Annotated in this window: 11 protein-coding genes; 5 read left to right on the top strand and 6 right to left on the bottom strand. The window is 40.3% G+C overall.

The window, feature by feature from the left end; all coding sequences use genetic code 11:
- The first annotated feature begins 335 nt into the window (after window positions 1–335).
- The 3 genes from sstT (at window position 336) to B9N78_RS09755 (ending at window position 3,247) form a co-directional block, all read left to right on the top strand.
- Entirely contained in the window at window positions 336–1,601 is a 1,266-nt protein-coding gene (gene sstT, locus B9N78_RS09765) for a serine/threonine transporter SstT (protein WP_085101709.1), read from the top strand.
- Between the two features lie 271 nt (window positions 1,602–1,872).
- Window positions 1,873–2,367 (top strand): hypothetical protein, encoded by a 495-nt coding sequence (locus tag B9N78_RS09760; RefSeq protein WP_085101708.1) that lies wholly within the window; start codon window positions 1,873–1,875, stop codon window positions 2,365–2,367.
- 376 nt (window positions 2,368–2,743) lie between these two features.
- Entirely contained in the window at window positions 2,744–3,247 is a 504-nt protein-coding gene (locus B9N78_RS09755; RefSeq protein WP_085101707.1) for a hypothetical protein, read from the top strand.
- A 73-nt stretch (window positions 3,248–3,320) separates the two neighbouring features.
- On the opposite strand, the gene B9N78_RS09750 is transcribed toward B9N78_RS09755, so the two are convergent.
- From B9N78_RS09750 to B9N78_RS09725, 6 genes are all read right to left on the bottom strand, one after another.
- Window positions 3,321–3,815, bottom strand: coding sequence for a YdbL family probable chaperone protein (locus tag B9N78_RS09750; protein ID WP_085101706.1), 495 nt, complete (start codon window positions 3,813–3,815; stop codon window positions 3,321–3,323).
- 61 nt (window positions 3,816–3,876) lie between these two features.
- The gene (locus B9N78_RS09745; RefSeq protein WP_212637020.1) at window positions 3,877–4,410 is read right to left on the bottom strand and encodes a C39 family peptidase; all 534 of its coding nucleotides are present in this window, start codon (window positions 4,408–4,410) and stop codon (window positions 3,877–3,879) included.
- A gap of 113 nt (window positions 4,411–4,523) precedes the next feature.
- Entirely contained in the window at window positions 4,524–5,684 is a 1,161-nt protein-coding gene (locus B9N78_RS09740; RefSeq protein WP_085101704.1) for a transporter, read from the bottom strand.
- Between the two features lie 537 nt (window positions 5,685–6,221).
- Window positions 6,222–7,715 carry a glycerol kinase GlpK gene (gene glpK / locus B9N78_RS09735; RefSeq protein ID WP_085101703.1) on the bottom strand — a complete coding sequence of 498 codons (1,494 nt, stop codon included), beginning with the start codon at window positions 7,713–7,715 and terminating at the stop codon, window positions 6,222–6,224.
- Window positions 7,716–7,800: 85 nt separating this feature from the next.
- Complete coding sequence (locus B9N78_RS09730; RefSeq protein WP_085101702.1) at window positions 7,801–8,508, bottom strand: MIP/aquaporin family protein; 708 nt, start codon at window positions 8,506–8,508, stop codon at window positions 7,801–7,803.
- A 462-nt stretch (window positions 8,509–8,970) separates the two neighbouring features.
- Entirely contained in the window at window positions 8,971–10,533 is a 1,563-nt protein-coding gene (locus tag B9N78_RS09725; RefSeq protein ID WP_085101701.1) for a glycerol-3-phosphate dehydrogenase/oxidase, read from the bottom strand.
- Window positions 10,534–11,082: 549 nt separating this feature from the next.
- Between B9N78_RS09725 and B9N78_RS09720 the strand changes: the two genes are divergently transcribed.
- Together B9N78_RS09720 and B9N78_RS09715 are read left to right on the top strand one after the other, a co-directional pair.
- Window positions 11,083–11,910 carry a DeoR/GlpR family DNA-binding transcription regulator gene (locus tag B9N78_RS09720; RefSeq protein ID WP_085101700.1) on the top strand — a complete coding sequence of 276 codons (828 nt, stop codon included), beginning with the start codon at window positions 11,083–11,085 and terminating at the stop codon, window positions 11,908–11,910.
- A 188-nt stretch (window positions 11,911–12,098) separates the two neighbouring features.
- Window positions 12,099–13,967, top strand: coding sequence for a sensor domain-containing diguanylate cyclase (locus B9N78_RS09715; protein WP_085101699.1), 1,869 nt, complete (start codon window positions 12,099–12,101; stop codon window positions 13,965–13,967).
- Window positions 13,968–13,970 lie beyond the last annotated feature (3 nt).

Below are 13,970 nucleotides of genomic sequence, written 5' to 3'. Positions count from 1 at the left end.
AAAAGAACTGCATTATGATCACGAAATCACATTTTTAGAGCCTCTCAATTTTAGCAGCAGATTAATTCTTAAGCAAACTATGCTTGTTCACATTCCATACACATAGCACGGCATAAACAACACTGATAATATACAGCTAACTTCATTAAAAACAGAAAAATCCGAAATGCTAACCTGCTACAAAATAACGGCTCTATAATGCGTAATAATTAAAATAATGATCAAATTTTAATTATATATTTATTTACAAGTAAAAAGTTGACAAATTTGTAATTTTAAGACTACAGATATGAGACTTAAAGCATGAATGATTTTTTAAAATTTAGGGGGAAACTATGAATCAAATACTAGGTGTCTTAAAAAGAATTTCATCAGGCAGCCTTGTACTGCAAATTGTTATAGGTATTCTGGCGGGAGTTGCTATTGCTATTATAGCTCCTGAATCGGCCAAGTCCGTCGGTCTGTTCGGCAATCTGTTTGTAACAGCACTTAAAGCTGTGGCTCCAATCCTCGTATTTGTTCTCGTAGCCTCTTCTATCGCAAATCAAAAAAAAGGGACGCATACCAATATGCGCTCCATTATATCACTCTATCTGATAGGAACCTTTATGGCTGCTCTGGTCGCTGTAACTATGAGCTTCCTGCTTCCGACTACATTAACTTTATCAGCTACTGAAACAGCCATAGCTCCTCCCAGTGGAATAGGCGAAGTTCTCCACACCTTGCTCTTTAAGGTTGTAGATAACCCTGTTCATGCGCTAGCAACCGGAAACTTTATAGGCATCCTTGCTTGGGCTATCGCTCTTGGATTCTTTTTTCAACATGGCTCTGAAAGCACTAAAACTGTACTGCATGACGTTGCTCAAGGCGTATCCGGACTTGTTAAGCTGGTTATCCGCTTCGCACCACTCGGAATTTTCGGTTTAGTCTCCATGACTATTGCAACGACAGGCTTTGACGCATTAGCCGGATACAGCCACCTGATTATGGTACTGCTTACTTCAATGGGAATTATTGCATTGATAGTTAATCCGATCATTGTCTGGATGAAAACCAAACAGAATCCTTACCCTCTTGTTTTTACCTGTTTAAAATATAGCGGAATAACAGCATTCTTCACCCGCAGCTCTGCAGCCAATATTCCTGTAAATATGGATCTGTGTAAAAAGCTGAACCTCCACGAAGACACCTACTCTGTCTCTATTCCTCTCGGAGCCACCATTAACATGGGCGGAGCTGCCATCACTATCACAGTTATGACTCTGGCGGCTGTTCACACTTTAGGTATAAGTGTAGATGTGGCCACAGCTCTGCTACTGAGCTGTATAGCTGCAATTTCCGCTTGTGGAGCTTCTGGAGTCGCCGGCGGCTCACTGCTTCTCATCCCTCTTGCCTGTAGCCTCTTCGGCATACCTAATGAGATCTCCATGCAGGTCGTAGCGACCGGTTTCATTGTAGGAGTTATTCAGGACTCTGCTGAAACAGCTTTAAACAGCTCAACTGACGTGCTGTTTACTGCAGCAGCAGATATTGCAGGCATACGCACTGAAAGCGCAGCAGATGACGTTGAAGAACCTGAAGAAACTGCTGAATCTTTTTAAATCCTCATATCAGTCAGATCTGACTGATACTTAAAATTATCACTGCAAAGCCCCGCACAAAATTGTGCGGGGCTTTGTTATTTATGCATCCCACCTGCTAGGTTACGGTCCAAGAACTTTTCATTTTTAAAAATTAGCACCCATCTTAACTAATAAATATTCTTCATCAAACAGTAAAATTAAGCGTAGCGAGTACTAAGTAATAACTATTGGCATAGTACATGTATGATTATCCTTATATGGAAAATATTTCCTAATTCTGGAGGGATATATGCAAATTCAGTCAACAGGCTATACTCAAGCGGTCAATACTCAATATTCATCAAGCGCAAGGCAAAAAGAAGCTGCGCAAGCTGTCTCTTCAAGCTCCGGCGACAAGGTAAGCATTTCTCCAGAAGCAAAAGAAAAAGCTCAAAAAATGAATTCGGAGAAAACTCAGGAAGAACTGGGGCTAGAAGAGTATCAAATAGCACCATGGGCTGTCGGTTATGAAGCACCGTGCAATTTCATTGAAGTTAAGATTGGTGGTAAAATGGACATGCAAAAAGAAGCATTTAGGAGTCAGCATCAACAAGAACTGCTTGAATATGGAAACATAAAACAAGAAGCCTATAAAACAGTATGCAAAAAATATAATATTACAAAATATTCTGACTATAAAAATCAGTCCATCTCGGACATTGAAAATGACTTCCGTAGTATTCTTGCAGAAAATCCACGAGCTAAGGAATTAATGGAGATACTTGATGTGCCAAAGAAATTATAAAATAATATTCCAACAACACCAATCATTACTATAATACTATTCTGAAAAATAAATTACAGATCAATTATTCATTCTGCTATTTGTTGAGGCAATTACTTCCATTTTACGTATTGCGATAACTAAGTAGAACTCACAAATTGTGCCCAGCACCTCAAAAAAACCTTATCAAAATCGCTTATACACATAATTATATATTACAATAAATATCTAATTTAAATGGTATTATAAATATTTATTAACATCTATTTACCATAAAATATAATAAACAATATAAATATAGCAGATAATATTTCATTCTCCGACGCAATATAATTATTGGCACAATAAGTGCAAACTTATTCTTATACGGAAACAATTTCCTAATTCTGGAGGATATATGCAAATTCAATCAACAGGCTATGCTCAAGCGGTCAATACTCAATATTCATCAAGTGCAAAGCAGGAAAAATCAGTTTCTACAACATCTTCAAGTTCTGGAGACAAGATAAGCATTTCTCCAGAAGCAAAAGAAAAAGCGCAAAAAATGAACTCTGAGAAAACTCAGGAAGAAATGGGTCGTGATCTCATAGAAGCATGTGCGATACCGGATTGGGCTGTAGGTTATTTGGCTCCTAGTATGATCATTAACCCAACTCTAGATGGATCTATTACCAAATCAGAAGAGATATTTAGAACCCAGCATCGAAGTCAAACAAGTGAATATTCAGGTATGATGTTTGAAGCTTACACAGATTTACGCGAAAAATATAATATTGAGAAATCTTCAGATTTTGCGAAGTACTCAGCCACCGACATGGAAAACGATTTCCGTACTCTTCTTGCAGAAAATCCTCGTTCGAAGGAATTGATGGAAATTCTTGATGTGCCTAAAAAATTATAAATAGAAGTGCCCCTAAATGCATTTTCAGCACTGAGGGGCACTATACTATATACATAGGCTAGGTTGTTTTAAGCTACCAGCTGAATGTGGTCATTGGCCGATTCCAGTTGGATACTCTAAACGCCCATTGTGAGGGTTGTCCAAGTGCATACATCGCTTGCAAATGATACTCGACCATATTCGCATTTGCAGCACTCCATGAATTAGGATCGCTCTTAGTATCTCTCTTCCAAACATCGCCAGCTACGGCAATAATCTGACCATTGTAGTCAAAACCTGCTAGACCTGGAGTAAAGCCTGAGCCAACATAATTATATGAATGATAGTCGTCGTAACTACCCCAACCAAGATAAGTCACATGATGTTCTCTAATCCCGCTAAGAGTTGAAGGCATGGATTGTCCAGTAATAAGAGAAGTACCACGCACTTCATTCAAAGCGGCATTATCCATTTTTTCCGCGTTAACACCTTGACTTTGGAGGGAATCCAAAATCGGATTACCTGCCATTGCAACAGCTGAGATACTCAGAAGTGCAATAGTCAAGACAAGTAAGAATACTTTCTTCATAAGCTTAATCTCCTTAAATAAGTTAATGTTTCAGCCTAGCCTAAATATTTTAACGCATGCATTAATTCACTCGAATAGTCTGCAATGCACGTGTTGTTCTTTCTTCCGGAGCCACATTTCGTCCTTTAGGAGTAGACAGTTTATGCTTTTGCGGCAGCCCGAAACCATCACGTCCAACAATCAATGTTTCACCGGACCATTCATCAAACAGGTCGTATAGCGGAACTCTTAAATTCCCACGCGTAGGATCAGCAATAAAAGCTCTGCCTTGCGAAGCTCCTTTGAGTACAACGAAGTGATTTGTTTTTACTCTGCGCAAAAGGATTATAACGGGACCTTTTAAAGCAGTAATACTTTCATGCGGCAGCATCACTCCATCAGCTGTGTATCCAAGACCTTCTGCTGTCTTCTTTAAATCAAGCATTGAAAATCCTTCGACAATTCGCTCTTTAATTTCCTCGTCGGAAAGATGAAATACAATATTATCTAATACCGTTATTTCATCGATCTCGTCTTCGAAATAATCTGTAAGAAGAATAGAAAGAGCCGCGGCACCACATGAGTAGTCTAAAGTTTGCTTCTTTATATTTTCCATCTTTATCTCTTGCATTGATTTAAGAGAAAAATACGGCTTTTGAGCATAAACTCGCAGAGGGGAAAACAGCCCTAGGCAAATGATGAACAAACATATGAGCTTGCTCTTTATCATTAGAAACTCCTAGTTAGTCTTAACGAAAGATTCGCTGCTCCTGCATCATCGTTCAGCCCGAAGGTAACTTCAGGAGTAACTACCCAATCTTCAAAGGCGCGGTATGAGGCAGAAAATGATAGGTCTATAGGTTCAGAATCAGAACCGGCAATCTTTACGTTATCGACTTCCATTTCGGAGTAATATCCGTAGCTAACGCGACTACCGACTGATAACTTTTCATTAAGAGCAAAGCCGAGCCCTAAATAGCCTGAAACTCCAAATCCCGGAGTAACTTCATACCCATTTATTTTATCAGTTAGTGAATACTGACAGGCGATTCCTCCGAAAAGCATCGCTGGATCAAGTGTACGCACAAAACTTAGACCGGGTGAAAAAGCCCAATGTCCATTCCCGTTATTAAGTGCATCTTTCCAGACACTTGATATTGCATAGTAAGTTTTTTGACCTGTGGGAGCCGTTATCCCGAGAGTGGCAGAAATAGCAGGAAGGTTGTCCGTTTCTTTAAAGAGCAGATACTGACCGCCGAATGAAATATCACCTAGGTCAAAAGAATTTGTGTTTCTGACAAATTCATTTGTCGAAACATCTTCAATCGTAGCATATGTCCCCGGAACAGTGACCCAACCCTCAAGTCTATCCATTATCCCGGCTCTAAATGTTAGGCTGGCTTCAAACATTCTGGCTGTGTAAGCTGCGCGGTCAAAATATCCGACATTCATCATTGAATATGCTGTTCTGCTCTGTTTGTAGCGCAACCCCAACTCAAGCTCCATTTGCCCGGGGTTTAAAAGGACTGTAGATCCTGTCAAAAAATCAAGCGGTGGAGCCTTTTCTTTTTCTTTACCAAAGGTCTCTTTTTTGTCTTGTGCAGCAACTTCCGGGTCAACAACTTTCTTTAGAGAAATTATTGAATTGCAATTTACCGGAACTTTTCCAAACTGTTCACTCTCTATAAAACTTTTGTTGCTGCCACCTAATGTCAGTTTACCAATGATCCTCTCACCACTTTCCAAAACTATTTCGTACTTATTGTCTGTTTCAACATTTAAAATATCTTTAGACATAAGCTTTATATTAGCCCCGTACTTAGTTTTAAATACGCATATCCCGTCATAAAACGTTATTATTTCACCTGAAATCTTATCACTATTACTCATTACAATAGTATCAGCTATTGAATAACATGGCAGCGATAACAGATATAAACTAGCTATAAATAATAATTTTAATAAGACTTTAAACACTTTAACACCTCATTTTACAATATAATAGGATAACTTGTTTTTAGGTACGTATGATTATATTATTATAGTGTCAACAAGTGTTAATATTTTATATACAATATATCATGACCTATAGGTTTATTTAATACATCATTATAAAACTTAAGACTTGTATTTAAGAAACAACCATGGGGAAATATATCCAATTAAAAAAAGGGGAGTTATTTAGCTCTGACGAAATTTGCGGGACTACTTAAAAGAAGAGTTTTAAAAGAAGCAGGAATGTAGGAGAAAACTATCGGTGATAACGTTATTACGAATAGTAATAAGATTCTTCAAACAGACCTATAATTATCAGCTATGACAATTTACAAATACTGCATGATAAGCATTAAGATCAAAAAATAACCCCGACCTCTCATAACGAGAAGCCGGGGCATATTGGGAACGGAATAGTTTTAACTAATCAGCTTATTTGAAAGCCATAGTTGCTTTAACAGCTTTCTGCCAGCCTTCGTACAGCTTATCGGATTCAACCTTTCCAAGTTTAGGACCAAACTCACGGTCAACACCGAAGTTTTTAACGATGTCGCTCTTATCTGCCCAGAATCCTACAGCAAGACCTGCAAGATATGCAGCGCCAAGAGCGGTAGTTTCAATGCACAGCGGACGTTCTACAGGAACGCCGAGCACATCAGCCTGAACTTGTAAGATAAGATCGTTAGCTACAGCACCACCGTCAACACGAAGTTTTGCCAGTTTGATACCGGAGTCAGCTTCCATGGCGGAGAGAACGTCTTTGGTCTGGTAACACAAAGAGTCCAGAGTAGCGCGAATGAAGTGCTCTTTAGTTGTAGCACGGGTCAGGCCGAAAACAGCACCGCGAACTTCAGAATCCCAGTAAGGAGCACCAAGACCGACGAAAGCCGGAACCATGTAAACACCATCGGAATTAGGTACGCGGGTTGCGTAAAGTTCACTGTCTCTTGCTTCTCTGAACATGCGCAGACCGTCACGCAGCCACTGAACAGCTGAACCGGCTACGAAGATGGAACCTTCAAGAGCATATTCAACTTTACCGTCAACACCCCATGCAATTGTGGTGAGCAGGCCGTTCTTAGATGGAACAGCTTTTTCGCCGGTATTCATCAGCATGAAACAACCGGTTCCGTATGTGTTTTTCGCCATACCTTCGCTGAAGCAAGCCTGTCCGAAAAGTGCTGCCTGCTGGTCGCCTGCCATACCGGAGATAGGAACTTCAAGTCCCTGGAATTTTTCTTTAAGAGTATATCCGTAAACTTCTGAAGAAGGTTTTACTTCTGGAAGCATACAAGCTGGAACGGTGAGATGTTTCAGCAACTCTTCGTCCCATTTAAGTTCATGAATATTGTACATAAGAGTTCTGGAAGCGTTAGTGTAATCAGTTACATGAACTTTACCACCTGTCAGTTTCCAGAGAAGCCATGTGTCGATGGTTCCGAAAAGGAGGTCGCCCTTTTCAGCTTTTGCACGAGCTCCTGCTACGTTATCCAGAATCCATTTAACTTTGGTGCCGGAGAAATATGCATCTATAAGTAATCCGGTCTTTTCCCTGAACATGGGATCAAGACCTTTTTCTTTAAGCTCATTACATATATCCATAGTCTGGCGAGACTGCCACACAATAGCGTTATAAACAGGTTTACCGGTTGTTTTGTCCCAAACAACAGTGGTTTCACGCTGGTTAGTGATACCGATAGTTGCAATCTCAGAGCCGGAAATATCAGGATGGGCTAAAGCTTCTGCTACTACAGACTGAACCGAGGACCAGATTTCCATTGCATCATGTTCAACCCAACCTGATTTAGGAAAAATCTGGGTGAACTCTTTCTGAGTTACATTAACAATGTCGCCCTTCTTGTTGAAGATAATGGCGCGAGAACTGGTGGTACCCTGATCAATCGAAAGAACGTACTTCTTACTCATATTCTAATTTCCCCTTGGTAATTAGGGTGAAGAAATCTTCACCCCCAGTTACTAATATTGCCTTCTGTTAAGCAAATTCTGTAAATTAACCGACAAGAACTTTGTAGAGCATAGCCCCGGCAACACCACCGCAAATTGGTGCTACTACAGGAATCCAAGCGTATCCCCAATCGCAGCCGCCTTTGCCAGATATAGGCAATATCATGTGTGCAATTCTAGGTGCAAGGTCACGAGCAGGGTTAATAGCATAACCGGTAGGTCCACCCAAAGAGAGACCTATAGCCATGATGAAGAAACCGACGATAAGAGGGTTAAGACCTTCTGCAAAATTATTTGCGCCGATTCCCAAGAGAATGAACAGTAAGCAGGCAGTTCCTATAAATTCGCAAATGAAGTTATTAACTGCGTTACGGATAGCAGGTCCGGTTGAGAAAACAGCTAATTTGAGATCTGGATCTTCAGTAGCTTCCCAGTGTCCACGATAAGCGAAATAACACAAAACAGCTCCGATGAAACCACCTGTCATCTGTCCTGCAATGTAAACAGGGACATTAGCCCAAGGAAACGCTCCGATGGAAGCAAGTCCGATAGTAACCGCAGGGTTGATATGAGCTCCTGAATGCTTGCCTGCAACATAAACCGCAAATGCTACAGCAAATCCCCAACCCATGGAAATGACAATCCAGCCGCCGTTCTGTCCTTTTGATTTTGACAAAACGACGTTCGCAACAACCCCACACCCGAAAAGTGTCAAAATCAAGGTTCCGACCATTTCACTTAAAAAGAAATTCATAATCCACTCCCACATTCCTTAAAACAAGTTAAGTCCAAAGCGCTTCCTTTCGGAAACGAATGCCTCTACAAGCACTATTCACTTTTGACGTTAGTCACCCTCCCTTCTTTGTTATTTTGTGAAAAGAAAAAAATCAACAACAAAATGTTCGAAATTGAAAGAAAATTACATTAATCGTTTTCGGTTTAGCAAAAATATACATTTTCAAGCCTGCTCAACCATATTCATAAATTCAAAAAACCTAAGTTTTAAAATAATTTTATAAAGCCCAGCTAAACAGCTTAAACTGACAAGCAACAAAAAAGCCGCTGATCAAGATGACCAGCGGCATAAACAAATATAAAACATACAGCAACCATTTCAAAAATTGAAAGATTACCATCATTTAAGCTATAATGAAAACGATAGACAAGGTTCATATCTTTTTTGACCTTATTCCGCATTCAAGGTTTATTAAGACATTTAGCTCACAATATAATTTTTCGAATACTCTCTGAATGATTCTGTCTGTTCTTTAATCCACGCATCATCTTTACCAAGCTCTTTAGCGATAATTTCAGCTGCCTTAGGAGCAACCTCTGCAGCCGCTTTAGCGTCCAGAATCAAAGCTCTGGTCCTGCGGGCAAGGGCATCGGCAACAGTCTGAACCCACTCATGACGAGCTGCCCATACAACTTCAAGCCAGGAGTAAGGAAGATCAGGATGCATACGAGTATCAAGTTCAGGAAATTCAGAAGCAAGAGCTTTAATTTCGGCAGCTTCGCTTCCGTAAACATGCATATGATCGGTATGATCAAATTCTTCAGTGTAACCATGCAGTTTCAAATGCTTAGTAGGGGAAGGACGGAAAGCATGTCCGCCCATCGTGATAGCATTATCAATACAATCTTCAGCCATGTGTCTGTAAGTAGTCCACTTACCGCCTGCAATGGTCAGCAGCTTATTCGGAGAAACCGTCAGGTAATGATCTCTGGATAATGCTGAAGTTTTAGCAGAATCTCCTGCGGCGACCAAAGGTCTGATACCGACAAATACACTACGGACATCTGAACGTTTCAGAGGCTTAGCAAGATATCTGGCTGAGTGATCAACTAAAAAGTCGATTTCTTCTTCAAGTGGTTTAGGGTCCATGGAAACAGAAGAAAGCGGTGTGTCAGTTGTTCCGACAACCACTTTGCCATGCCATGGAACAAAGAAAATAACGCGGCCGTCATCAGTTTTAGGCACCATAATACCGGTATCGCCGCCGAGAAATTCGCGGTCAATAACGATATGGATACCCTGACTCGGGGCGATAAGTTTTTTATGATTGGAGTTGTCCATATTCATAATGTCGTCAGTGAATATACCGGTGGCGTTTATAACTGCCTTACCTTTTAATTCATATGACTTACCGCTGATCTTATCTTGTGCCTGAACACCGCATACATATCCGCTGGCATTTTTAACCAGTCCGGTAACGCGGGTATAGTTCATGGGACAACCGCCCATATCTGCCATTGTACGGGCAAGAGTCAGGGCAAGACGGGCATCGTCAAATTGTCCGTCGTGATAGGTCACGCCGCCTTTAAGCTTACGGGTCAGAACACCGGGGATCTCTTTAATAGTTTTAGACTTGGAAAAAATCTGGGAAGGACCGAAACTGTATTTCCGGGCAAGCATGTCGTAAGCTTTCAGACCGATTCCGTAGTAAGGGAGTCCCCACCATTTGTAATCAGGCACTAAAAATTTCTGATTGTAGCACATATGCGGGGCGTTCTGTTGCAGAATTCCACGTTCCTTCAAGGCACCCATAACTAAAGGAATGTTACCCTGCGCAAGATACCTTACGCCGCCATGCACCATTTTAGTACTACGGCTGGAAGTAGCTTCAGCGAAATCACCCTGTTCAAGAACGAGAACAGAATATCCTCTGGCTGCGGCGTCCAAACCGGAACCAAGGCCGGTGGCCCCACCCCCGATAATAATGAAATCCCATACCTTGGAACTGTCTTCCATCTGTTGAATAAAATCTGAACGTTTCATACAACACCCATTTTTTTGGTCCGGACAATCGTCTCCGGATAAAAGTTTAATATTTTTACTCTGAATTCGAATCAAAGAGAATCACGCTGACACAGACTCGAACTCTCTCCACTTCAGTAGACAAAGCTTTTGCAACAAATTGGAAACGGTTAATGTTCATTTCTGAACAAAATGTGACATATTGAAAACAAATATACAAGAAAATGTTTATATTTTATAAATTTTTATAAAAAACAAATAATCCGAACTGTTATCTGACATAAATATTAAAGAGGATTATATTATAAACCAAAAAGTCATTTAAAGAAACCTAAATCATCACAAACAACCACTGCCGGAGAAAATATCATGCTTCAGCCGACCAGAAATGAATAAATACGCGTTATATAGCCGTCAAAAATTAAAATTTACCTTGCCTGAAAACAAATCTATTGCTAATAATCATGGAAATTTTATATATTTTATGTAATAATAATGTTCTAAAAACATCACTTTTCTTACGCATTATAAACGCTATGTTCATTCTTGACAAAGAAGAGGATTGTGATCTTGACTGACAAACTTAAAACCAAAAAGCGTAACAACTTGAAATTAAATTTAAGCTCACTATCAAAAAGACAGCGTGAAATATTAGATATTGTTAATGACAAAGGGTTCGCACCCATTGAATCGTTGGCTCAACAATTTGAAGTAACGCCTCAGACTATCCGGCGTGATATAAACAAACTTTGCGACCTCCAGCTCCTGCAGCGTTTTCATGGCGGAGCAGGACGGTCATCAAGTGTTGAAAACGTTGATTATAACGATAGAAGAAATATCTTATATCAAGAAAAAAGACTCATCGCGGAAATGGTAGCCACACACATTCCTGACCGCGCCTCCCTCTTCATAAACATAGGGACAACCACTGAAGAAGTAGCCAAAGCTCTTTCAAGCCACAAAGGTCTCAGAGTTATTACCAACAACCTCAATGTTGCCCTGATAATGAGCAATACTGACTGTGAAGTCATTGTTGCCGGAGGAATGGTACGACAGCGGGACAAAGGGATTACTGGCGAAGCAACAGTCGAATTCATCAAGCAGTTTAAGGTGGACTACGGTATAATCGGAGTTTCCGGCATTGATGAAGACGGGACCCTGCTCGACTATGACTACCATGAAGTAAGTGTTGCCCGTGAAATTATCAACAATGCCAGAAATACTTTTCTTGTCACAGACCACACTAAATTCAACAGGAATGCCATGGTCCGCATCGCTGATTTATCCGAAATTGATGCCATTTTTACAGACAAAAAGCCCTCAGTAGCTTTTAGAGATCTGATGAAAAGCAAAGAAGTTGAACTATATGTGACAGCTCCGGGACAAAAAAGCGAATAAGACGGCAAAGGATAAATATTTCAGATTTCACATTTCCATCGATTAAAACATCTATTCCAGCTCACCTCTCAGGAGTATGCTTATATACTATAAGAAATTTGCATAGCCATAGAACCGCAACTATGCGATAATATGATTATGCACTGTGCAGATTATGGCATCTTTAACGGACCAACACCGGAAGAGACATGATTACAAAAAGCAAGAAACGTATATCAGCAGAGCCGCGGATCAATAATCTTTGGCTTCCTATTCTTATAGGTTCTCTCCTTTTTTCTTTAGTTTTAATTTTCTGGTGGTCCCTTAGACAAGAAGACCGAGCTGACCATCGAGATTTGGTTATAGAACACGCAAAAAAACTCTCAGAAGATATTCAAGCGGACATGCGCTCCAGAATTCCTGCGCTCAAACGTATTGTCAGCCGCTGGGAATTTGACGATGGGACCACAGAATCAAGCTTTAAAAATGATGCTGGGCATTACGTTATTGATCTCCCCGGCTTTCAAGCCATTACATGGATAGACAAAGCTTTGCATGTCAAATGGATTGTTCCATTAGCTGGAAATGAAAAGGCTGTGAACCTTAATCTAGGATTCGAAGAAAATAGAAGGGTTTCTCTTGAGCAGGCAAAAAACACAAAAATGCCGATCATGTCTAAACCAATTGATTTAGTACAAGGCGGCAAAGGCTTTATAATTTATTTTCCTATCTACACTAAGCAAGGTTACGACGGATTAATTTCAGCAGTTTTTCGTATTAAACCATGGCTTAACCATGTTTTCCGTACTGATGATATTCCCAATGACATTGACGAATTCAAAATATCCGTAACCTTAGACGGAATTCCCGTATATACGCAGACTGGCTGGGAACTGCTACAACAAAGCTCTTTTGATGCAAACGCGGCAGCAATAATCATGGGGCATAAGATCATAATTTCTTGCCGCCCGACAAAATTTTTCTTCGCCCACCATCAAAATAATCATGCATCAATAGCTTTATTGATCGGCTCTATTTTAACAATCTTGATTGCGTTCATTGTCCATCTTTTTCAAAAGACGTCCGCGGAAGCATGGCGTACCTACTCCACACAAAATACACTCGAATTCGAAATTGAAAATCATGATAAAACTACAAAAGACCTTAAACAAACATCAGCCCAACTTATGCTTGCTGCAAAAGCCGGAAAAATTGGAATTTGGAGCTTGGAAATAGCAACAAATTTATTGAAGTGGAATGAAAGAATGTTTGAGCTATACGATGTGCCGTCAGATATTAACCCCAATTATGAAACATGGGCCACCGCTCTGCATCCTGAAGACGCAGAAGACGCCAAGGGTAAACTTTCTGCTGCGGTTGAAGGAAAAGGTACATTTGATACTGAATTCAGAATCATTACTGCAAGCGGTGAAATAAAATACATTCATGCCGCAGCTAAAGTCGAGCGAGACGTAAAAAATAATCCCCTCCGCATGACCGGAGTAAACTGGGATGTAACAGAGCAGAAAAACATCGAAGAACAGATCCGCCACATGGCAACACATGATACGCTTACAGGTCTGCCGACTCTCAAACTTGCCAAGGACCGCGTGAGACTTGCCTTTGCTATAGCTACCCGCAAAGAACTGATGACAGCTGTAATGTTCGTAGACTTGGACGGCTTTAAAAATGTAAACGATACACTCGGCCATGATGCAGGTGATATTGTTTTAAAAGAGACAGCGAAAAGATTACTTTCCTGCGTAAGAAAAGTAGATACGGTTGCGAGAATCGGCGGCGATGAATTTTTAATTGTTTTAAATGAGATAAACTCAAAAGAAGACTTAAACAAAATTGCAGCTAATATAGTTAAATCAATCGCAATTCCATTTATTCATGAAAACAATCAGGTCACTGTCGGGGCAAGCGTAGGTATCGCGGTTTGCACTGCTTCCTGTGCCCAGCATGATGTTGAAAGACTCATTAAAGAAGCTGATGACGCTATGTACTCAATTAAAAAAACGGGCAAAAACGGTTATGCCTTCGCAGAAAATGATTTTGCAAAAAACAACTTTTAACAA

The organism is Desulfovibrio gilichinskyi, from assembly GCF_900177375.1.
GTDB lineage: Bacteria > Desulfobacterota > Desulfovibrionia > Desulfovibrionales > Desulfovibrionaceae > Maridesulfovibrio > Maridesulfovibrio gilichinskyi.
Note: the sequence above shows the minus strand (reverse complement) of the source record. Positions and strands in the feature narration are given on the sequence as shown.

What these genes read in the sequence shown, in the direction of transcription:
- B9N78_RS09730 (WP_085101702.1), bottom strand. Translation starts at nt 8,508, where the DNA reads ATGAATTTCTTTTTAAGTGAAATGGTCGGAACCTTGATTTTGACACTT.
- B9N78_RS09760 (WP_085101708.1), top strand. Translation starts at nt 1,873, where the DNA reads ATGCAAATTCAGTCAACAGGCTATACTCAAGCGGTCAATACTCAATAT.
- B9N78_RS09725 (WP_085101701.1), bottom strand. Translation starts at nt 10,533, where the DNA reads ATGAAACGTTCAGATTTTATTCAACAGATGGAAGACAGTTCCAAGGTA.
- glpK (WP_085101703.1), bottom strand. Translation starts at nt 7,715, where the DNA reads ATGAGTAAGAAGTACGTTCTTTCGATTGATCAGGGTACCACCAGTTCT.
- B9N78_RS09715 (WP_085101699.1), top strand. Translation starts at nt 12,099, where the DNA reads ATGATTACAAAAAGCAAGAAACGTATATCAGCAGAGCCGCGGATCAAT.
- B9N78_RS09755 (WP_085101707.1), top strand. Translation starts at nt 2,744, where the DNA reads ATGCAAATTCAATCAACAGGCTATGCTCAAGCGGTCAATACTCAATAT.
- sstT (WP_085101709.1), top strand. Translation starts at nt 336, where the DNA reads ATGAATCAAATACTAGGTGTCTTAAAAAGAATTTCATCAGGCAGCCTT.
- B9N78_RS09750 (WP_085101706.1), bottom strand. Translation starts at nt 3,815, where the DNA reads ATGAAGAAAGTATTCTTACTTGTCTTGACTATTGCACTTCTGAGTATC.
- B9N78_RS09740 (WP_085101704.1), bottom strand. Translation starts at nt 5,684, where the DNA reads ATGAGTAATAGTGATAAGATTTCAGGTGAAATAATAACGTTTTATGAC.
- B9N78_RS09745 (WP_212637020.1), bottom strand. Translation starts at nt 4,410, where the DNA reads ATGGAAAATATAAAGAAGCAAACTTTAGACTACTCATGTGGTGCCGCG.